This window comes from Galbibacter pacificus, from assembly GCF_029603165.1.
Taxonomy (GTDB): Bacteria; Bacteroidota; Bacteroidia; order Flavobacteriales; family Flavobacteriaceae; genus Galbibacter; species Galbibacter pacificus.
In genome coordinates, this window is record NZ_JAQSVC010000005.1 from 170,616 (window position 1) to 192,085 (window position 21,470).

A 21,470-nucleotide genomic window follows, 5' to 3' on the forward strand; every position below is an offset into this window, starting at 1 on the left:
TCATAAACAAAAGTGTTATGAGGTTATTTCATTTTAAGCACAATAAAATCTGTTCTTCTGTTTTTTTGGTGCTCGGGTTCTTCACAAGCAACCCCGTCGGAGCAGCCATTGGTTAGTCTACGTTCTCCATATCCTTTATGGGCTATAACGCGTTCTTTGGTCAGGCCCTTACTTATTAAATAGTCGTAGGTGGCATTGGCCCGGTCTATAGACAGCCTGTCGTTGTACGAAAGCGACCCCCGTGAATCGGTATGCGATTCTATTTTCATTACCATTTCTGGATATTCGGCAGTCATCAAGTTTACAATTTTGTCCAGTTCTTTTGCGGCGTCCGGCCGGATATTGTATTTATCGAAGTCAAAATAAATAGTATTCAATCCTGCCAATATCTTAATGTCTGTTAAGGGAACCAATTGAAGGTTTACCACAATTTCGGTGATTTTTTTTCCGATATTTTTTGAAGTAAATATCTTTGTTTTATCGGTATATTTTTCTTGGCTTGCAGAAATACTATAATCCTTTCTCCGATCGATATTTATTTCATAATAGCCGTTTTCATCGGTTAATAGATAAGCAATTTCGCTACCAAGGTTATTTTTAAGACTGATTTTTGCATTGGGAATGGGTTTCCCGTTTATGGAATCTGAAACGACCCCTTTTAGCATGAGGGGCAAAACAGTTTCAAAGGCATAAATATCGTCATTGCCAATTTTATTATTTCTATTGGATGCCATATAGCCGGAAAGGCCATCAGAAAACATAAAAAATGAAAAATCGTCTTTTTTGCTGTTAATGGGTTCGCCCAGGTTAACGATATCTGTAATTTCGTTTTCTTCGTTTTTTATGGTTCCATAAATATCCAAAAGTCCAATACCTTCATGTCCGTCCGACGAAAAAAACAGGGTTCCTTCAGAATTGATAAAAGGAAATAATTCTTCGCCTTCGGTATTAACTATAGGACCTAAATTTTCGGGAGTACCAAAAGTCCCGTTTTCTTGGATGGTCACTTTGTAAATATCGGCTTTTCCATGTCCACCGGGCATATCCGATGAAAAGTACAACAACTTTCCGTCGTTGCTAAGTGCTGGATGCGATACCGAATAATTAGCGTTGTTAAAAGGCATATCGGTTATATTTGTCCATTTTCCGTTTACCAGGCTCGCTTTGTAAATTTGTAAATGGTTTACGCCTTTTTGGTCCCTTTCGTTATGGTTTTGATAATAATTGTTTCTGGAAAAATACATGGTTTTCCCATCTGAAGAAATAGAGATGGGCCCTTCGTGAAATTTGGTGTTAATATCGCCAACAACGGGTGTTACGGTATTTAGGGAATCGTTGAGGTTTATGGTGTACATGTCCAGAAATGGCTGCTCGTTCCAGCTGTATACTTTTTTTGGGTTTTGTGTCCCATTTTTGGCAGAAATATAATAAAGTATGTCACCAAACCTATATGCTCCAAAATCGCTGTATTCGGTATTAAAATTAACATCTTGAAGCGTATATTTTGTTTGTACGTTAAAAAGTACGGGTTTCTCTTTTTTTAGTTCCCTTACCATTTTATTTTTTCCGCCTTCTTTTTTAAACTTTTTCAACCAGGTATCGGCTTCTTCATATTCTCCAAGCCCCCTTAATACAACCGCATAATTGTAATAATAATCAATTGGTATGTTTGGTTGCTGTATTGCTTTTTTATAATAAATAGCTGCATTCTCTGGGTCCCGAAGCATAAAATAGCAGTCTGCCAGTTTACGCTCGGCATAGGCTACATTGTAATTATTATCAATAAGTTCTTTATAGGTCTGAGAAGATTTTATAAACGAATACTTGTTAAACAGGGCATCAGCCTTTTTTTGTTTTCCATACTGTGCATTCAGTGAAAAGCCTTCTAGAAAAAGAAAAAGTACAAAACTATATCGTAGCAATGTTTTCATGGTAGTAAATTTTAGAAATAGCGAGGCGATTTATATTTGGCATTGTTGAATTTTAGTTCGAACATGAGTAATATTTCATGCGTTCCGGAAGTATAGGGGCGAATATCCGAAATGGGTTGTTCGTAGGTATAGCCAATTCTCCATTGTGGCGTAACCTGAAAATCTATAAGCACGGCAGCGGCATCATCAACGCGGTATGCTGCACCGATCCACATTTTTTCGTAAAAAAGAAAATTGCCGGTAAAGTCGTATGCCATTGAGCTTCCATTGGTTGCCTTGATTAAAAAGGCGGGCTTAAACTTAATGTCTTTGCTCAGCGTAAATACGTACCCTCCGGTTAAGTAGTAGCCAATTCTTTCTGATGCTTCAAATTCTTCTTCTTTATTATAATCGGTTGTAAATATCCTTGGAGATGATAGGCCCATGTACCATTTATTGGAATGCCAGTAAATACCAAGCCCCATGTTTGGGCTCCAATGATTTGAAATATTGTTAAAATATGGGTCGTTTATAATACTGGGATCGCTCAATAGGTCATTGTCCAGCTCATAATGCGTAAAGCCCGCTTTGAGTCCGAATGCCAGCTCTGTATTTTCCCCGGTCCTTATGGTATACGAAAAATCGCCATACAAATAAGAAAAACGTTCGTAGCCCAGTTCGTCTCTTATAAAAGACATTCCCACACCAATTTTATCATTCCGTAAAGGGGAATTAGCAGAAACCGTAAGTGTTTTTGGACCGCCGTTAAAACCGTTCCATTGGCTTCTATGAAGAGCCACAATGCTCAAGGCTTCCCTGCTTCCTGCATAGGCCGGGTTTATGGCAACGGTATTATACATATATTGCGTAAATTGAGGAAGTTGCTGGGCGGCCATTGAAGCTGAAAGCAACAGGGCAAAAGTTAGTAATGAGGTGTTTTTTTTAATAATGTCCATAATGATTTATTTGGAGCTAGTGCCTACGTAGATGTATCCTTTAATTGGGTCGTAGCCACTTTCGAGAATATTCAAAATATAAAAATAAGTTCCGGCGGGAATTTGAGACGAGACACCGATACCCGATGTAGCGTAACCGTTCCAATTGTTTTGGTAATTATCCGATTGAAAAACCTCGGCCCCCCACCTATTAAAAACCTGCAAGGTCATGGTAAAACCACATTCTTCTATTCCGGTTACGGTAAAATACTCATTATAGGGGTCGCCATTGGGTGTAATTGCTTTGGATATAACCAGTTCGTTGGTAGAATTACACGGTAAAACCACGCAGTCGTCATGTACAATTATTTGAATGATTAACGGCGGTATACAATTATTGCTGGGCACAAAAGTAATTTCGTAATTACCGATAGCTGTTTTTGAAGGATCGAAAAAATTATCCATTAGCGAAGGGTTTCCGCTTGCCACTTCCCAAGTTCCTTCTTTGGTGTAATTATTGGGAAATAATTCAAAGAGGTCAAAAGTGGCATCATCTATGCATAATTTTAATTCCACAGGCTCTATTGGAGTTATGTTTTGAGGCCTTATATGAATGTTTTGTGTAAACACTGCCTCATTTTCACAATTATCGGTAACGTTCCATGTTCTAATAATGTCGTAATCTTCTCCTTCGGAAGTAAAATTGGACAATTCCTCAAAAGTTACATTAAGATTTGTATTGCAGCCATCGTCAAACATGAGGACAGGAGCGGTGGGAATATCGCCACAAGTAATGGTAATATCTTTTTCATAACTAGAAGCCAATATAGGCGCTTCGTTGTCTTCAATGGTAATGGTCTGCGTGTGTACTGTTTGGTTGTTCGAGCAGTCCTTGACAGTCCATGTTCTTGTAACGGTGCTGATGCCACAATCGTTATTGGTAGTTGTTTCATCAAAAGAAACTTCAGCATTACCGCTACAATTATCGTTGGCGGTCAATGTCACGGCCTCTGGAATTGCGTTGCACGCCACGGTAATATCCTGTGGCAGTTCCTCAACAAAAACGGGCGCTTCGTTGTCTTCAACGGTAATGGTCTGTGTGTGTACTGTTTGGTTGTTCGAGCAGTCCTTGGCAGTCCATGTTCTTGTAATGGTGCTGATGCCACAATCGTTATTGGTAGTTGTTTCATCAAAAGAAACTTCAGCATTACCGCTACAATTTTCGTTGGCGGTCAATGTCACGGCCTCTGGGATTGCGTTGCACGCCACGGTAATATCCTGTGGCAGTTCCTCAACAAAAACGGGCGCTTCGTTGTCTTCAATGGTAATGGTCTGCGTGTGTACTGTTTGGTTGTTCGAGCAGTCCTTGGCAGTCCATGTTCTTGTAACGGTGCTGGAGCCACAATCGTTATTGGTAGTTGTTTCATCAAAAGAAACTTCAGCATTACCGCTACAATTATCGTTGGCGGTCAATGTCACGGCCTCTGGAATTGCATTGCACGCCACGGTAATATCCTGTGGCAGTTCTTCAACAAAAACGGGTGCTTCGTTGTCTTCAATGGTAAAAATTGCAGCTGTATTTATTTTATCGCAGCCATTGCTTGCAGTAAAAGTAACTTCAATAAATTTTGTATTTCCGCAGATGGTTACCCATTCGCATTCGGTAAAATTATTGGTCCAAGTAATTGGACACTCGCTATCGGCAATTGCATTTGCATTGCTGTCCAGCCATACCTGAAGCTCAATATCTATATCTTCATTGCAGGTAATATGTTGATTTTGGGCAACATTTATAAAGTTTAATGCCGTTTTTTCGGGAACCGTAAATATAGCGTTGCATTCTCTTCTTGTCCCACAATCGTCGGTTACAATATAGTTAATAATTGTTTCACCGCCACAAATAGTAGGCGCTATAACGTCCAAGCCTTCTTCTTTCGGGTTGGTTCCTCCAATGAAACGGAACTCTTTTAACCACTCTTCAAACTTTGCATCAATTGCCTTTTGGGTCAAACAATTTTCAACGGTCATGGATTCCGGATGATAAATGGACAGATACTCACCTCCGCCTATTTTAACGGTTTTAGAAATTTCGCATCCTTTGGCATCTTTTACCAAAATGATATAGGTCCCTTTTTTTAGGTTTTCAAATAAATGAGAGCTGAAAAAAGTTTGACCGCCGTCAATAGAATAGTTATAAGGAGGGGCACATCCGCTAGCGGTTATTTTTATACTGCCTTCTTCGGTGTTGTAACATATATTATCGGTTGTTTCGGTTTCTATGGTGAAGTTTTCGGGCTTTGTAACTGTTTTCGATTCTTTATGTACTTGCACGCCATTGTCGTAAACACAAAAGGTATAAGTGCCCACACTTAGGCCGGTTTGGTCTTTTTGGCCATCAACAAGGCCATTACCGTTATTTGTGGTCCATTTATAGGTAAGCGTTCCCGTATTACCCGTTATTTCAAGGGTTATGCTTCCGTCGTTTGATGCTTCATTGTTGATCACACAACTTACGTTGGTAACGGTTGCTTTTATGGAGCATCCCGGTACATTTGGAAAGATTTCAAGATTGTTGCCTGCATTTAAGGAAAGGCACCAACAAAACATCGAAATGATAAAAAGATTTATTATTTTCATTCTACTATACAGATTTACTGCAAGTAGTTAAGTAAGATAAATCTGGGGTGTTTATCCCATATTTTTATTTGAAAAAGCAGTGTTAAGAAGTAGTGGCCAAAGCTTGAAATTTACTTTAGCAAAAAGAGGTTTGGGTTGGTTTATTGATAGCTAAATTCGTAAGAATAAACAATCAACTAAAAAAAAAATGATGAAGTGTTTTTTATAATCGTTAATGTGGAAGGCATATATAATTAGTTGGTTGAGCTGTATATATTTAACGATGAACGGTATCTGTTTAAAGAGGTAAAATTGATTAAAATGAAGGAAATAACACTGGTTAGGCATGCAAAATCGTCTTGGGAATACGAGGTAAACGATAAAGACCGGCCATTACAAGAGCGCGGTATAAATGATGCATATTTGGTAGCCAATTATTTAAAGGGTAATTTTAAGGCACCAGATGTGGTATTTTCCAGCCCAGCAATAAGGGCATTGCATACATGCATTATAGTTACGGGCCAATTGGGAATAGCCCCCTCCAAAATACATATCGAAAAGAGATTGTACGATTTTGAAGGCACTTCTGTCATTAATTTTATCAAACAATTAGGGGAAAGCTATAAAAAAGTTATGATTTTTGGTCATAATCATGCATTCACGTCAATTTCTAATATATTTGGGAACAAATCCATAAATAATGTGCCAACAGCCGGGGTAGTGCAATTACGATTTGATGTTGGTGAATGGAAACTAGTAGACAAGGGAACAACCGAATTAATAATATTTCCAAAGCAATTAAAATAAATGAACGAAGTAAAAAATCAATATATAAATAGAGAGATCAGTTGGTTACATTTTAATGCGAGAGTTTTGCAAGAAGCTGAAGATACTACGGTTCCACTTATTGAAAGGCTTCGTTTTTTGGGGATTTTTTCTAATAACCTGGACGAATTTTTTAAAGTCCGTTACGCTACCGTAAAACGTATTGCCCTTTCTGGAAAAACGGGAAAAAGTGTTTTGGGAGGTGCCCGTGCCAAAGATTTAATGGAAGATATTACGCAGATTGTAATTAACCAGCAAACCGAAAGTTTAAGAATACTTAGCGATATAGAAAAAGAACTGGAGGCCGAAAATATATTTATTATAAAAGAAGATGAAGTAACGGTACAACAAAACGATTTTATAAAAAACTATTTTTATGAAAAAGTAAGCCCGGCCCTGGTAACCATTATGCTGAGCGATCTGGACGAAATCCCGAACCTTAAGGACAGTGCCGGCTATCTTGCGGTAAAAATGACAATGAAGCAGGAAAAGCAAAACGATGGCGTAAAGGGTATTTTTAAGTCAAAATCCAAAGAAATACGTTATGCAATGGTAGAAATACCTAAAACTATAGAGCGTTTTGTGGTATTGCCAAATCAGGGAGACAAGCAATATATAATTATTCTCGACGACCTTATCCGCTATTGTATGGACGGGATTTTTAATATTTTTAATTACGAATCGCTATCGGCGCATATGATTAAAATTACCCGTGATGCCGAACTGGATATAGACAGCGATTTAAGTAAGAGTTTTATTGAAAAAATATCGTCGAGCGTAAAAGGAAGACGTATCAGTGAGCCGGTTCGTTTTGTGTATGATAAAGAGATTGAAAAAGATACGCTTAAGTTTTTAAAAGATAAAATGGGGATAGACGACACAGATAGCGTAATTCCCGGAGGGAGATACCACAACCGAAGGGATTACATGGGGTTTCCAAGCCTTGGGCGTGCCGATTTAATGTATAAAAAATTTCCGCCCTTGCCGGTAAAAGGGCTTACCCACGACGGTAGTTTATTTGAAGCCATTGCCAAAAAAGATTATTTGCAATATGCCCCATACAACACCTTCTCTAATGTAATTAAACTTTTAAGGGAAGCGGCAATAGACCCAAAGGTAAAAACCATAAAGATTACCGTATACAGATTGGCAAAAAACTCTCAAGTTGCCAGTTCACTAATCAATGCTGTTAAAAATGGAAAAGAGGTAACCGTACAGATAGAACTACAGGCCAGGTTTGACGAAGAAGCAAATATTGAATATGCCGAGCAGTTACAATCCGAAGGGGTAAAGCTTATTTTTGGGGTTCAGGGCCTTAAGGTACACAGTAAAATATGTGTTATAGAAAGACTGGAAGGCGATAAGTTAAAACGCTACGGTTTTATAAGCACAGGGAACTTTAACGAAGATACCGCCAAAATCTATACAGATTATACGCTTTTTACAGCACATCAACCCATAATGAAAGAGCTTAACAAGGTGTTCGATTTCTTTCAGACCAACTATAAAATAAACAAGTACAAACATTTAATAGTTTCCCCACATTACACCAAAAAAGTATTTACAAAGCTTATCGACAAAGAAATAGAAAATGCAAAAGCGGGTAAAGAAGCCTATATAAAGATTAAAATGAATAGCTTTACAAGCTATAAAATGGTAGATAAGTTATACGAAGCCAGTAGAAGCGGGGTTAAAGTTCAACTAATAATACGGGGAACATGTTGTTTAATACCCGGCGTTCCCGGAATGAGCGAAAACATTGAAGCCATTAGTGTGGTCGACAGGTTTTTGGAACATACCCGATTGTTTATTTTTGCCAACAATGGAGACCCCAAGTTTTATATTTCTTCTGCCGATTGGATGACAAGGAACCTTGATTTTAGGGTAGAAGTGGGGTGCCCTATTTACGACAAGGATCTTAAAAGTGAATTAATGGATACTTTTGATATTTGTTGGAGAGACAATGTAAAGGCAAGGATATTCTCCGAAAGACACGACAATGCATATAGAAAAGTAAAAAACATTAAAGAACGTTCCCAATTCGAGACCTACGAATACTATTTAAAAAAACAGATTGTTAAAGCATAAAGAAGGAAAATTTTGAAGATAAGAAAATTTGCGGCTATCGATATTGGGTCCAATGCGGTACGGTTACTTATAAACAATGTAATTGAATACAAAGACAAGGAAACCCAGTTTAAAAAAAGCTCGTTGGTAAGGGTTCCGGTACGTCTTGGACAGGATTCTTTTACGGTGGGCGAGATTTCCAAGCAAAATTCTGAAAGGATGATAGATACCATGAAAGCCTTTAAATTTTTAATGAAGGTTCATGGCGTGGAAAAATATATGGCCTGTGCCACTTCGGCAATGCGGGAAGCAAACAACGGAAACGAACTGGTAGAAACAATTAAAAATAAGTCGGGTATAGAAATAGAAATTATCGATGGTAAAAAGGAGGCGGCCATTATTGCATCTACAGATCTTCACACGTTAATAGAAAGAGATAAGACTTATTTGTATATAGATGTGGGTGGGGGAAGCACAGAATTTACAATCTTCAGCAATGGAAAAATAGTAAATTCAAGATCCTATAAAATAGGTACGGTACGCCTGTTAAACGAAATGATTTCTCCCGAGACATGGAAAGATATAGAAAAGTGGATAAAAAGCAATTCAAAAAAATACAAGAGCATAGAAATTATTGGTTCTGGAGGAAACATCAATAAATTGTTTAAAATGTCGGGAAGAAAACCCGGCGAGCCCCTCTCTTATATCTATTTAAATGCACAATACCAATTTTTACAGGAAATGACCTACGAAGATAGGATTTCCGAGCTTGGCCTCAACCCCGATAGGGCAGATGTTATCATCCCGGCTTCGAGAATCTACCTAAATGCATCAAAATGGAGCGGTGCCAAAAAAATACATGTCCCAAAAATTGGACTTTCAGATGGGATAATCAAGCTTTTATATCATATAGAAAAAGAAGAAAAGGCTTCTTATGTATAAACTCAACCATGAATGGTTTCCTTTTTGCCAAGGTCTTTCATAATTTCTGCTTCAAACTCCAGTAAGGCATTCCATTTTTTGTTTACCATTTCGGTTTCTCCATATTTTCTAGCAAAAGACAAAAACATGGTATAGTGGTTGGCCTCGCTAACCATTAAGTTTCTGTAAAAAGTAGCCAGTTCTTTGTCGGCAATTTCTTCAGATAGCAACCTAAAACGTTCGCAGCTCCTGGCTTCAATCAAGGCTGCATATAATAATTTATGTACCAAAAAAGTGGTACGGCTACCGCCCTTTGGGAAAAAGGTCATCAACCTGTTTACATATTCATCTTTTCGGTCTCTTCCCAAAGTCCAGCCCCGCTCGATAATTTTATCGTGTACCATTTTAAAATGACTGATTTCCTCTTTTACCAAGGCGGTCATTTCCTGTACAAGTTCGGTGTGTTCGGGAAACAAAACAATAAAAGAAATAGCGGTACTCGCTGCTTTTTGCTCACAAAAGGCATGGTCGGTTAAAATTTCTTCAATGTTCTTTTCAACAATGTTTACCCATCGAGGGTCTGTAGGAAGTTTTAAGCCTAACATAATAAATTTCAATATTGATTTAGCTGCAAATATAGCACCTTTATAATTTATGTTCGTTCGGCCAAAGAGGCGCCCATCTTTCAGTTTTATCGTTTATACTTGTATTTGGTGGATGTTATGTACTTGTAAAAAGGATTTTTCTTAATTTAAATTACCCGATTTTTGCACTACATTGAAGCTATGTAACTAGAATAAAATCTTTTTTAATTTAGGTTTCAATGTTTGTTAAGAGCACTTATCATATGTCTTATTGTACAAATGTACATTCGGGGGAAACCTGGGACGAAGTCTTTCAGGTACTCAATGCTTACATTCCGTATATAAAACAAAGTACAGTTGGCGATAATCCATTTGGAATAAGTCTTCGGCTTTCCAATAAGGCATGCCAGCAACTATACAAAAACAACAATCTGGATATATTTAAAGACTGGCTTCACCACAATAATTTATATGTTTTTTGTATTAACGGGTTTGTATATGGCAATATGCACACAAGTACGGTTAAAGATTTTGTTTATGCCCCGGACTGGGCTTCGTTTGACAGGCTTTCTTACACAAAAGATTTAATTTTCCAGTTACAGGAATTATTGCCAAAAGGCATATCGGGCAGTATAACCACTTCTCCATTGGGGTACCGTTATTGGTACCACTCAGAAAAAATTACCGAAAATTGTTTTAAAAAGGCCGCGTATAATTTAATTGAAATTGTTTGGGAACTCTATCAAGTTGAATGCAATACAGGCAAGTATATTCATTTGGATATCGAGCCCGAGCCCAATAGTTTATTAGAAAACAGCAATCAGGTAATTCATTACTTTAGGGAATACCTTTTACCGACCGGGCAGGAAATATTTAAAAGAAGGACAAACAAAACGAGCGATGAGATTGAAAGCATGATATTAAAATACATCAACATTTGTTATAATGTAGGTCATTTTTGCATGGCATACGAGTCTCCCGAAGTAAGTTTTAGACGTTTTAAGCAAACCGGTATTAAAGTAGGGAAAATACAAATGAGCTCTGTTTTAAAGTTTTTGTTGAACGATAGCAATAAGGCTTCCATACTGGATTATTTTTCAACATTCAATCAAGAACGGTTCTTGCACCAGGCGTCCGAAAAAATAGGGGATACCGTAATTACCTATCCAGACCTCTGGGACGTTATTAAAAAACACCAAAACATACAAGAATTAAGGACCCAGTTTAATGTGCCCATTTACATGGGGAAACATAAATTTTTACAGTCTACGCAAGCACAATTAGTAGAGGTGATAAATTATATAAAGGAAAACAATGTATGCGAACATATCGAGGTAGAAACCTATACTTGGGAGCTATTGCCCCTTGATATAAAAACCGATCTCGCCACGTCTATCATTAAAGAACTCCATTGGCTAAAAGCTCGTTTAGAAGGTACCGTGTTGGATGCTTAGGTAACGATTGGTTATTTAAGTTGTGCTAACAGGCATCCCAGAGCGGATCTTTTGGTAGCGGGGCGGTAATTTGTATCCTTTCTTTCTTTACCGGATGCATAAATTCCAGCTTGCGTGCATGCAAATGTATGCTCCCGTCTTTATTACTCCTGTCGAAACCATATTTTAAATCGCCTTTAATGGGGCTGCCAATAGCCGAAAGTTGCGAGCGTATTTGGTGGTGCCTTCCCGTTTCCAGGTCAATTTCCAGCACGTGGTAATTGGTAAGCGATTTTAGCATGCGGTAATTTAAAACCGCCTTTTTGCTATCGGGGACCTCATTGGTATGTGCGTACGACTTATTTTGTTTTGGGTTTCTTTTCATCCAGTGAATTAAGGTATCGGCATCTTTTTGGGGCTTGTTTTTTACAATGGCCCAATAGGTTTTTTTGGCATCCTTATCCTTAAAAAGCTTGTTAAGCCTTGGCAATGCCTTAGAAGTTTTGGCAAAAAGTACAATGCCGGTTGTTGGCCTGTCCAGTCGGTGCACGACCCCCAAATATACATTTCCCGGTTTGTTGTATTTATCTTTCAGGTAATTCTTTATTATTTCAGAAAGGGGCTTGTCGCCCGTTTTGTCGCCTTGTACAATGTCGCCCGCGCGTTTGTTGACCACAATAATATGGTTGTCTTCATATAAAACCTGAAGGTTGTTTTTATTTGAATGGAGGCTCATTTTTTAGACTTTCTTAGACTCATTAGATTTTATATTGTTCTTATTTTTTTAAGATGTTTTTATGGTCGATTTAAATTTGGATATCATTTTTATAATCTCCTGTATCTCTGCTGAAGGATTATTAAATTCTTTTTCAGCAATATTTGAAGGAAGTGAAACGGCAGCTCTTCAAGCTGATTGGTTAAACCGTATCTTTCCGTTTCGGGAAAATTGAATGTTATTTTATAAATCGAACTACAAAAAAAACCGACTACATCTCCATATTTCCAATTCTTTATAACGTTGCATAATAAAATATAATTATTTAAACCCCCAAACTCTAAGAATCCATAACTCAATATTGCTCCTCATCGCTGGGGAAATCTTTAGACTTTACATCGTTTACATATTGAGAGATGGCGTTGGTCATATCGTCATACAAATTCATATACCGTCTTAAAAAACGCGGGTGGAATTCATGGGTCATCCCCAAAAGGTCATGAAGCACCAAAACCTGTCCGTCAACACCATTTCCTGCACCTATGCCTATAATTGGGATAGAGACCGACTGGGCAACTTCTTCGGCAAGCTTTGCGGGAATTTTCTCGAGCACAATGGCAAAACAGCCTGCTTTTTCAAGAAACTGGGCATCTTCTTTTAATTTATTGGCCTCTTCTTCTTCTTTGGCCCTTACCGTATAGGTACCAAATTTATATATAGATTGTGGCGTAAGCCCCAAATGTCCCATAACTGGAATCCCGGCGTTGAGAATGCGTTTAATAGATTCTTTTATCTCTTTTCCGCCTTCAAGCTTCACGGCATGTGCACCACTTTCCTTCATGATCCTGATGGCCGACCGCAATGCTTCTTTTGGGTCCGATTGATAACTCCCAAACGGAAGGTCCACCACCACAAGGGCCCTGTTAATGGCCCGTATTACCGAAGATGCATGGTATATCATCTGGTCTAAGGTAATGGGGAGCGTGGTTTCGTGCCCGGCCATAACATTACTAGCCGAATCACCCACCAAGATAACATCTACATCGGCACCGTCTACAATTTTTGCCATGGAATAATCGTATGCGGTGAGCATGGAAATCTTTTCACCATGTTTCTTCATGTCCACCAACGACTTAACGGTAATTCTTTTATATTCTTTTTTAGCTACTGACATCTCTATTATTTTAAATGATAAAATTACTGTTTTCAATAGACATTACCCATTTCTCTTATAAGAAATTGGAGTTGCCTATTTTCTGTTCAAGCTTCAGTGTTTTTTACCGCTCTTATATATTTTTGCATCCAAATGGCTTGTCCTATATTATATAGTACGTGTTTACGTAATAAATTTGTAAGTGAATATAAATGTTTTATAAGAAATAAGTATCTTTAATCCATAGCAGTATAACTAATTGATTAACACCAAACTATTAAAATTTTAAGCAGATGAAATATGTTGCCGCACTATTTTTATTGATATCTTCTTTGGGCTTTTCCCAATCTTCTGATGAGGTAGCTGTAAAATTTACCATCGACCGGTTTTTTAGCGCCTTTCATGCACAAGATTCCGTCGAAATAAAAAAAACGGTAAGCAACCATGTTATCATGCAGACCATAACGGCCGACAAGGCAGGAAAAAGTATGGTAAAAACAGAGGATTTTAGTAAGTTTTTAAAAAATATAGTGGCCATACCCAAGGAGAAAAAGTTTGAAGAAAAACTGCTAAGTTACCATATCCAAGTAGATGGCAACCTGGCGAGCGTATGGACACCGTACCAGTTTTGGTTTGGCGATATATACAGCCATTGCGGGGCAAACTCCTTTCAATTGTTCAAAGAAAACAATGCATGGAAAATTATATACATAATAGATACCCGAAGAAAAGAAGGTTGCCAGTAAATATTATTCCTTGCCAATCTGGTCTATACTGGTTGGGTCTATTTTGCTTTTCTTTTCCCAGTTCCTTTCCAGGATATAATATAGCACACCGCAAAAAATAATGCCAACGGGCAGTGCTATTAGGTTTAATGCCAAGGAGTCCATAGTCTCAAGGGCGGTAGGGTAGAACAGGCCTATAAATATCCCGGCCACAAACGTGCCTGCATAATAGATAACAATGCCCAAAATGGCAAAGCCCCATTTGTTTTTGTTGTAATCGTCTGCGAGTTGATAAAAATATCTCCCAATAAAGAAAATGAGTAATAATCCTAACATAATAGTAGTATTTAAGTATGAATTTGGAACATAAATATAACTATTTTCTCTAGATTTGCTAGGTAACTCCTTGGATATTTTTGATAAAGATTACTTTTTTTATAAGAAAGTGCTTATGTACTCCTTAAAATTTTTTCCATTTTTTTGCCTTTTGCCAGTTCGTCCACCAATTTGTCCAGGTACCGTACCTGTTGTGTTAACGGGGTTTCAATGGCTTCCACGCGGTAGCCGCATATTACCCCGGTTATAAGCTTGGCATTGGGGTTTAGACTGGACTCTTTAAAAAATGTTTTAAAGGTAGCTTTTGCTTCAATAAGTTCCTGTAGTCTCTTTTCGTTAAAGCCGGTAAGCCACTCAATAACCTCGTGCAGCTCGGCTTTTGTCCTGCCTTTTTTTTCAACCTTTGTAATATAGTGGGGGTATACCGATGCAAAGGTCATGTTTGCCATACGTTTGTCGTGTTCTTCTGTGGTTTTCATCTATTGTTTTACTTTAACCTTTCCAGTTGTCCTTTTCTTTTTACAATATTTTTATAGTCCCATTGAATGGTTCCTGATTTTTTTAACCACCTTTTTAAATCTTCCCTGTCTATTTGCCCTTCGGAAGTATAAAAAATAGAAGCATCTTTAAATTTAGCACCTTTTACGTTTAGTTTTTCCTCGTCAAAATCGGCACCGCTCCAAAACATAAGTCGGCACCCGGCTTTTTGTATGCTATAACCAACAATGGGGTTTCCATTTAAGAACCAAACCGGGTGCCCGTGCCAGATTTTGCTTTCTGTTCCCGTTAATTCCCCGTTGATAACCGAGGCAAGCACGTTGCAAATCTCTTTATTGGTAGGAGTTTGTTTGGCATTATAAGCATTAATGGCAGTATCCATGATCAATATTTTGGTATACCATATAAAGTTATTAAATATAAAACATATAATGGGCTAATTAAAACCGTTTTGCCCGGAGTCGGAGAGAAATTATATAACACAAAGGGGGATTGTTGCCAAAAAGCAATTTCATGCATATTATTCTATAATTAGTTTACCATTGTTTTCTTTTAAATAGCTCTCTATAGATTCTTTGCTTTCAGGCACATAAGCTCTTAGAAGTGCAGTAAAAGGGGCAGGGGTGTTTACGTTATTCTTTTTATCTGGCGAATTAAAATATATGGTATAAGTACCATCTGTATTGGGCGTGGCTGTTGTGTTGGAAATTGCAGCCTCATCTTTACCCAGCCAACCGTCTGTTGTATAGGTGGTAATTGACCAGAACCCGCCTCTTTTTAAATCTATTTTTGGGGGCATAAAAGTAATGCTGGAGGGCACAGGTTTTCCATTTTCCATTTTAGATTTGTTAACCAGATCTAAATATCCAGCATCTTCAAGTGGTAAGCCTCCCCATCCATATGCCGTTGCATACAAATGTCCTTGCGGATCAGTATTAAATGGAGTCCCCATAATGTTTGATGTATTTTTTAAAAGACCTTTTTTGAGGTCTTCCAATAGAGCCAACCTTATTTCTTCAGTTTGTTTTAAGGGAACCACAATTTCAGGAGTTTGGTATGGATTGGCCGATTTGGCATCTATTATGGCCTGTCTTTGTCTTTCATGAACTTCTTCCAGCCCCGCTTTGTCGTTTGTTTTTTTACGGGTTCTCATATTCAAATATACATGGGTGCCATAGGTAAGGTTATCTGGTGTAACGGTAAAGCTTTTACCCGGATATAATGTCTTTACAGTATAATTTTGCATGTCTAGAATCTGGATAACATGATATGTGTCTCCTTTTGGAACCGAAATAGTGGCGCCCTTGCTAACATCTACAACAGCACTTGAGTAAATAACATCTTGATTTTCACGTATTACCTGTTGCGTTTTTACATAGCTTACATCTGGTTTATGAGACCATTGGTTAACAGTTACTTTTTCTAGGCTTCTTAAAAAATTAAAATCTCCTTCGGAAACTTTGTAAACATAATCTGCGGTATTAAAATCGGCTGGTGTATGTTGACCACTTTTTAAATGAGTTTCCACGTTTTTTACTGTATTATGTGTTGTTTGGCATTGTGCATCTAGGTAAAAGGTCATGATTGTTAAAGTAGTGATACCAAAAAGAGATAACGGTGAAAATTTTGTTTTCATGATTGATGCTATTTTTTTGATGGTTGGTTTTTAATGGTCGTTATTAATGTTATAATTTAAGCATTATTTGTACGACTTTTCAATAAAAATAATGAATTTACATGAAGTTTAAGTAATTATCACACAAAAACTTAGCATGTGAGAGCATATTTGCCTATGCCGTTGGTTGATTAATTGTTTTAATTTATAAGTTTCTTCATTTAAGTCCTGTTTATGTAACTTTTTTTGGCCAAACCTTAAAAAGAGGAAAAATAACTACATATTCTATAGCAAAATAGAATGCCAGGATTTAAACGGGTGTGAAATGCCAGTAGTAAGGAATATTACACTTTAAATTTTCATATTAAAAAAACAAACAGTTTTTCCTTTTGATGAAAAATAAATGAAAATTATCATCAAAATAGAAAAAAACCACCACCAATACACCAATATTGGTGTATTGGACTACATTAATTTTGATGTATTTAACATTTTTTCTACAAAAAAATTAGTTTATCCCACGCTTCTTAATTACTTTTTGCACATAGAAATTTAAAATGTAATGATTTATGAAGTCAAAAGTAGAAACGGGACACGCCCGTAATGTAGAAAATTTTAAAAAATTAATTCAAACAGTAAAGCCATTTTCGCTTTACAACCCTTCCATGAAAGAAATTTCCCTAGAGAGCCTGGAAGAAATGTACAAGTCGGCACATTATGTGGTGATGGATGTAGAACGGAAGCGAAAGGAAAACAGTATTGCCATCCATAAACGGCAGCAGGAGTACAAGAGGCTCAAGCCCTTGGCCACGCGCCTTTATAATATGGCAGCTATTTTAAACCTTAACGAAGGCGACATGGAACAAATTAAGTCGTTGCGCAACGTTATCCAGGGAAGCCCCCAGACCAAGCGGAAGATATCGGCCATGGAGAGACAGTCCGTTAGGGCATATTCTACCTCCCGGCAATCGTTTACCCAATTGGCGTAAAACTTTTCGGGCTTTGTACAAATTTTTTCCCTGGTGCCCAATTACAAGCCCAATACAGAAGACCTAAAATTGGCAAGCCTAAACGAGTATTACTCGCAACTGGTTAGCAGCAACCACGAGGTTAACAAAACCGAGGCGGCGCTCTACCAGTCCATGATAAACTGCAATGAGGTTTTGTACATGGACAGCACCGGGCTGTTCGACCTTGCAAAAAAGGTAAAGGCTTATGTTAAAAGCGTATATGGAGGCTCTTCTGCCAAGTATAATACCATTTCGGGCATTAGGTTTACCTCAAAATAATTGTTACTATACTAAATATTAGTACACAGTTACATTATTAATTAGTCCGAACACCATTTTATTTGTTCAATAAGCTATTTTAATAGCAACAACAGCAATATAAAATGGTGTTTTTTTATGCCTTTTTTAAACTGCCGTCCCAAGACCCAGAACTGCCATCCCAAAACCCAGAACTGTCATCCCAAGACCCAGAACTGCCGTCCTAAAACCCAGAACTACCATCTACATTTTGCCAACTACTACTTGTTAAAGATTAATTGTAGCACTTATAAACCTTTGCATCTTTGAACCTTGAAATAGTGATTAGTGAAAAGTGAAAAGGGGTTAGTTGATTGATGACTGTTATTAGCTAATAGTTAATTGTTTATTAAAGATCTGAAACTTGAAACCAAAAACCCTCAACCCTCAACTCTCAACTCTCAACTAGAATATTTATAAATTTACATTCCAAAACATTATATATATGTCCAAAGCATTATTGGAATATTTAGAAGGGTTTATTACCAGTGCCCGTAAGGAACGTATACAAGAAATACTTTTAGGGCGCACCAAACACTTTACCGTGGCCATAGAAGACGTGTACCAACTGCATAACACAAGTGCCGTAATAAGAAGTTGCGATGCCTTTGGCATACAGCAGGCACATGTTATAGAAGAACAGTATGGCAAGCGTTTGGACAAGAACATAGCCATGGGTTCGCAAAAATGGGTAGACGTATACCGTTATGCCAATACCCAAGACTGTATAGAGGCCATAAAGGCACAAGGCTACCAGATTATAGCTACTACGCCGCATAACAATGCCTGTATGCTGGAAGACTTTGCTATCGATAAAAAAAGCGCCTTGTTTTTTGGTACCGAAAAAAGCGGATTGACCCCTGCCATAATGCAGCAGGCCGATGGATATTTAAAAATACCCATGCACGGTTTTGCCGAGAGCTTAAACATATCGGTTTCCGTGGCAATAATCCTGCAACATTTATGTGCCAGGCTCAGGAAATCCAATATAGAATGGCAGCTTACCGATGGGGAAATGTTGGAAAAAAGAATAGATTGGTCCAAAAAATCCATAAGGAGCATTGAAGACGTTTTGAAAAGGTACAACAATGGCTAAACAATAGGTGTTTGGTTATGTTATTTTTAGTAAATTTATAGTTCTTATCGAGCGGGTTATGTTGGCAACTATTATGTACATATTGGGGGGTGTTATCCTATTGGTTGTTTTTTTGGGGGTTATTGCGCCCAAAAATTACCATGTAAGCAGGAGCATACAAATAAACAGGCCTCTTCCAGAGGTATTTAATTATTTAAAGTTCCTTAAAAACCAAGACGAATGGTCGCCGTGGTTTCAAAAAGACCCGAACATAAAGAAAGGCCTAAAGGGCATAGATGGGAGCATAGGTGCGGTAAGCTGGTGGGAAGGAAACAAAGAAGTGGGATCTGGCGAACAGGAAATCAAGCGTATACTGTCCAATGAAACGATAGAGACCGAACTACGCTTTATAAAACCATTTAAATCTACTTCTGAAGCCTATATTAAAGTAGAAAAAGTACTCCCCGAAACAACCACGGTAGTCTGGGGGTTTTCGGGCCTATATAAATTCCCCATGAATATCTTTATGATTTTTATGAACATGGACAAGGCCGTCGGTAAAGATTTTGAATCGGGGCTATCAGACCTAAAACGTATCCTTGAATCAGAATAGTTGATGGTTCCAGTCACTTCGACGTAAGGAGAAGTCGCATACTATCCATAAGTTAATGAGTGAAGGGTTTTTGTTTCAAAGGTTCAAAGATGCAAAGTTCCAAAGGTTCAGAGGTTCAAAGATTTAACCATTAATATTTATCTGTTAACAATCAACTAATCCCTAGCCCCCTTTCCCTAATCAGTATTCAAAGTTGCAAAGATTCAAAGTTGGGTTTTAGTTATTAGAGGCGTACAGCTCTCAACCCTCAACCAACAACCAACAAAAACCTTTTAATACCTGCAAATAAGTTGGTATATTTGTACGCTTTTTTTAAAAGAAATAGATAAAGGTCAACATGTTAAAAGTCAACTACATGGAAAAAAAGAAAGTAGCGTTTTATACATTGGGTTGCAAGCTTAATTTTTCAGAAACCTCTACCATAGCCCGAAACTTTACAGAAGAAGGGTTTGATAGGGTCGAGTTCTCTGAGAAAGCAGATATATATGTAATCAATACATGTTCGGTTACAGAAAATGCCGATAAGCGTTTTAAATCCATTGTAAAACAGGCCCAAAAAGTAAACCCCGATGCCTTTGTGGCCGCTATTGGGTGTTATGCCCAATTAAAGCCCGAAGAATTGGCCGATGTTAATGGCGTAGATCTGGTTTTGGGAGCTACCGAAAAATTTAAAATAACCCATTACTTAAACGACCTTTCAAAAAATGATTACGGGCATGTACACAGTTGCGAGATCGAGGAAGCCGATTTCTATGTGGGAAGTTATTCTATTGGAGACAGGACCCGCGCTTTTTTAAAAGTACAGGACGGATGCGATTACAAATGCACCTATTGTACCATACCGCTTGCCAGGGGGATTTCGAGAAGCGATACTTTAGAAAACGTTTTAAAAAATGCCAAGGAAATTTCAGATCAGGGAATTAAGGAGATTGTACTTACGGGCGTAAATATTGGCGATTACGGAAAAGGGGAATTTGGTAATAAAAAACACGAACATACTTTCTATCAGCTGGTCACGGCCTTGGACAAAGTGGAAGGGATTGAGCGTTTGCGTATTTCGTCCATAGAACCAAATTTGTTAAAGAACGAAACCATCAATTTTGTAGCACAGAGCCGCACTTTTGTTTCTCATTTCCATATACCGTTGCAAAGTGGGAGCAATGAAATATTAAAGTTGATGCGCCGCCGGTACCAATGCGAATTATACGTAAACAGGGTAAGGCAAATCAAGGAAACAATGCCACATGCGTGTATAGGCGTGGATGTAATTGTTGGTTTTCCCGGAGAAACAGACGAACATTTCCTGGAAACCTATAATTTTTTAAATGAATTGGATATTTCCTATTTACATGTGTTTACATATTCAGAAAGGGATAATACCATTGCCGCCGAAATGGACGGAGTGATTCCAAATAAAGTACGTGCCAAACGCAGTAAAATGTTAAGGGGCCTTTCTGCCAAGAAACGGAGGGCTTTTTACGAAAGTCAGCTGGGAAGTTATAGAACGGTTTTGTTTGAAGGCGAAAACAAAGAAGGCTACATACATGGATTTACAGAAAATTATGTAAAAGTAAAAACCCCGTGGGATCCATCGTTAATAAACACCCTGCACGAAGTAGAATTGACCAAAATAGATGATGACGGATTGGTGCGTTTTGAGTTTGTAAAAGAAAAGAAGTTGGTTGAGCTGTAAAAAAATAAAAGCCCTGCAATTTGCGGGGCTTCTTTCTTTAAATCCTAATTCCTACAGGTAATAAATCTTTAAATTCTTTGTGCTTTCTAAGAAAACCAGCTATTTGGGGGCTAGTAGGAACTACACTTAGGTTTTTTCCTTCAATATGCTTCAGTACGGTTTTGATAAATTCATCTTTAAACTCAGGATCTGTTATCTCTTCCGGAATCACAAGTTTGGTTAAAAAGACCTTTCTTTCTTGTGAAGCATACTCGATTTTTGCGAGCTTTCCTTCAATTTTTGTTTCATATTGACGCAAAAACTCATTGTCATTAATTACTACTTCATTCATTATTACGAGGTTTTAAAAATCACTTTAAAAAACTGCCAAATACGATACCTAATCCTTTTAGGTGATCCCTCCAAAAAAATGGAAAGATTGATAAAATTTGGTACAATTTAATTTTGGT

Annotated in this window: 21 protein-coding genes; 10 read left to right on the forward strand and 11 right to left on the reverse strand. The window is 37.7% G+C overall.

Annotation, left to right across the window (positions count from 1 at the left end; translation table 11 throughout):
* Nucleotides 1-23: 23 nt before the first annotated feature.
* The 3 genes from PSF86_RS14125 to PSF86_RS14135 are packed head-to-tail and all read right to left on the reverse strand — an operon-like array spanning nucleotide 24 to nucleotide 5,482.
* Nucleotides 24-1,931: an OmpA family protein gene (locus PSF86_RS14125; protein WP_277900740.1), complete on the reverse strand. Its 1,908-nt coding sequence runs from the start codon at nucleotides 1,929-1,931 to the stop codon at nucleotides 24-26.
* Between the two features lie 11 nt (nucleotides 1,932-1,942).
* On the reverse strand, nucleotides 1,943-2,866 hold the full coding sequence (locus tag PSF86_RS14130) for a PorP/SprF family type IX secretion system membrane protein (RefSeq protein ID WP_277900741.1): 924 nt from the start codon (nucleotides 2,864-2,866) through the stop codon (nucleotides 1,943-1,945).
* A gap of 6 nt (nucleotides 2,867-2,872) precedes the next feature.
* Complete coding sequence (locus tag PSF86_RS14135; RefSeq protein WP_277900742.1) at nucleotides 2,873-5,482, reverse strand: T9SS type B sorting domain-containing protein; 2,610 nt, start codon at nucleotides 5,480-5,482, stop codon at nucleotides 2,873-2,875.
* Between the two features lie 300 nt (nucleotides 5,483-5,782).
* Between PSF86_RS14135 and PSF86_RS14140 the strand changes: the two genes are divergently transcribed.
* The 3 genes from PSF86_RS14140 to PSF86_RS14150 are packed head-to-tail and all read left to right on the forward strand — an operon-like array spanning nucleotide 5,783 to nucleotide 9,295.
* Nucleotides 5,783-6,268: a SixA phosphatase family protein gene (locus tag PSF86_RS14140; RefSeq protein ID WP_277900743.1), complete on the forward strand. Its 486-nt coding sequence runs from the start codon at nucleotides 5,783-5,785 to the stop codon at nucleotides 6,266-6,268.
* Nucleotides 6,269-8,374 carry a polyphosphate kinase 1 gene (gene ppk1 / locus PSF86_RS14145; RefSeq protein WP_277900744.1) on the forward strand — a complete coding sequence of 702 codons (2,106 nt, stop codon included), beginning with the start codon at nucleotides 6,269-6,271 and terminating at the stop codon, nucleotides 8,372-8,374.
* Nucleotides 8,375-8,383: 9 nt separating this feature from the next.
* Entirely contained in the window at nucleotides 8,384-9,295 is a 912-nt protein-coding gene (locus tag PSF86_RS14150) for a Ppx/GppA phosphatase family protein (RefSeq protein ID WP_277900885.1), read from the forward strand.
* A 2-nt stretch (nucleotides 9,296-9,297) separates the two neighbouring features.
* Here PSF86_RS14150 and PSF86_RS14155 read toward each other — a convergent pair whose 3' ends face one another.
* Nucleotides 9,298-9,879, reverse strand: coding sequence for a MiaE family protein (locus tag PSF86_RS14155; protein ID WP_277900745.1), 582 nt, complete (start codon nucleotides 9,877-9,879; stop codon nucleotides 9,298-9,300).
* A gap of 242 nt (nucleotides 9,880-10,121) precedes the next feature.
* Between PSF86_RS14155 and eboE the strand changes: the two genes are divergently transcribed.
* Entirely contained in the window at nucleotides 10,122-11,312 is a 1,191-nt protein-coding gene (gene eboE, locus PSF86_RS14160) for a metabolite traffic protein EboE (protein ID WP_277900746.1), read from the forward strand.
* 25 nt (nucleotides 11,313-11,337) lie between these two features.
* Here eboE and PSF86_RS14165 read toward each other — a convergent pair whose 3' ends face one another.
* The gene (locus PSF86_RS14165; protein WP_277900747.1) at nucleotides 11,338-12,027 is read right to left on the reverse strand and encodes an RluA family pseudouridine synthase; all 690 of its coding nucleotides are present in this window, start codon (nucleotides 12,025-12,027) and stop codon (nucleotides 11,338-11,340) included.
* 334 nt (nucleotides 12,028-12,361) lie between these two features.
* Nucleotides 12,362-13,180: a 3-methyl-2-oxobutanoate hydroxymethyltransferase gene (gene panB, locus PSF86_RS14170; protein ID WP_277900748.1), complete on the reverse strand. Its 819-nt coding sequence runs from the start codon at nucleotides 13,178-13,180 to the stop codon at nucleotides 12,362-12,364.
* Nucleotides 13,181-13,452: 272 nt separating this feature from the next.
* On the opposite strand from panB, the gene PSF86_RS14175 reads away from it, so the two are divergent.
* Nucleotides 13,453-13,905 carry a nuclear transport factor 2 family protein gene (locus PSF86_RS14175; RefSeq protein WP_277900749.1) on the forward strand — a complete coding sequence of 151 codons (453 nt, stop codon included), beginning with the start codon at nucleotides 13,453-13,455 and terminating at the stop codon, nucleotides 13,903-13,905.
* 3 nt (nucleotides 13,906-13,908) lie between these two features.
* Here PSF86_RS14175 and PSF86_RS14180 read toward each other — a convergent pair whose 3' ends face one another.
* The 4 genes from PSF86_RS14180 to PSF86_RS14195 all read right to left on the reverse strand — a co-directional run bounded on the left by PSF86_RS14180 (nucleotide 13,909) and on the right by PSF86_RS14195 (nucleotide 16,354).
* A complete protein-coding gene (locus PSF86_RS14180) occupies nucleotides 13,909-14,220 on the reverse strand; it encodes a hypothetical protein (protein WP_277900750.1) in 312 nt (103 codons plus the stop codon).
* A 113-nt stretch (nucleotides 14,221-14,333) separates the two neighbouring features.
* Nucleotides 14,334-14,699 (reverse strand): DUF2200 domain-containing protein, encoded by a 366-nt coding sequence (locus PSF86_RS14185; RefSeq protein ID WP_277900751.1) that lies wholly within the window; start codon nucleotides 14,697-14,699, stop codon nucleotides 14,334-14,336.
* 8 nt (nucleotides 14,700-14,707) lie between these two features.
* On the reverse strand, nucleotides 14,708-15,100 hold the full coding sequence (locus PSF86_RS14190; protein WP_277900752.1) for a DUF1801 domain-containing protein: 393 nt from the start codon (nucleotides 15,098-15,100) through the stop codon (nucleotides 14,708-14,710).
* Between the two features lie 138 nt (nucleotides 15,101-15,238).
* Nucleotides 15,239-16,354 carry a DUF1254 domain-containing protein gene (locus PSF86_RS14195; protein ID WP_277900753.1) on the reverse strand — a complete coding sequence of 372 codons (1,116 nt, stop codon included), beginning with the start codon at nucleotides 16,352-16,354 and terminating at the stop codon, nucleotides 15,239-15,241.
* A gap of 548 nt (nucleotides 16,355-16,902) precedes the next feature.
* Here PSF86_RS14195 and PSF86_RS14200 point away from each other — a divergent pair.
* From PSF86_RS14200 to mtaB, 5 genes are all read left to right on the forward strand, one after another.
* Nucleotides 16,903-17,322: a hypothetical protein gene (locus PSF86_RS14200; RefSeq protein WP_277900754.1), complete on the forward strand. Its 420-nt coding sequence runs from the start codon at nucleotides 16,903-16,905 to the stop codon at nucleotides 17,320-17,322.
* A 33-nt stretch (nucleotides 17,323-17,355) separates the two neighbouring features.
* Entirely contained in the window at nucleotides 17,356-17,622 is a 267-nt protein-coding gene (locus PSF86_RS14205; RefSeq protein ID WP_277900755.1) for a hypothetical protein, read from the forward strand.
* Nucleotides 17,623-18,085: 463 nt separating this feature from the next.
* Nucleotides 18,086-18,736: a TrmH family RNA methyltransferase gene (locus PSF86_RS14210; RefSeq protein WP_277900756.1), complete on the forward strand. Its 651-nt coding sequence runs from the start codon at nucleotides 18,086-18,088 to the stop codon at nucleotides 18,734-18,736.
* Nucleotides 18,737-18,794: 58 nt separating this feature from the next.
* A complete protein-coding gene (locus PSF86_RS14215; protein ID WP_277900757.1) occupies nucleotides 18,795-19,328 on the forward strand; it encodes an SRPBCC family protein in 534 nt (177 codons plus the stop codon).
* Nucleotides 19,329-19,683: 355 nt separating this feature from the next.
* Nucleotides 19,684-21,021, forward strand: a complete 1,338-nt coding sequence (gene mtaB, locus PSF86_RS14220; protein WP_277900758.1) for a tRNA (N(6)-L-threonylcarbamoyladenosine(37)-C(2))-methylthiotransferase MtaB — start codon at nucleotides 19,684-19,686, stop codon at nucleotides 21,019-21,021.
* Nucleotides 21,022-21,058: 37 nt separating this feature from the next.
* Here the strand turns inward: mtaB and PSF86_RS14225 are convergent, their stop codons facing one another.
* Nucleotides 21,059-21,352 (reverse strand): GNAT family N-acetyltransferase, encoded by a 294-nt coding sequence (locus PSF86_RS14225; protein WP_277900759.1) that lies wholly within the window; start codon nucleotides 21,350-21,352, stop codon nucleotides 21,059-21,061.
* Between the last annotated feature and the right edge of the window lie 118 nt (nucleotides 21,353-21,470).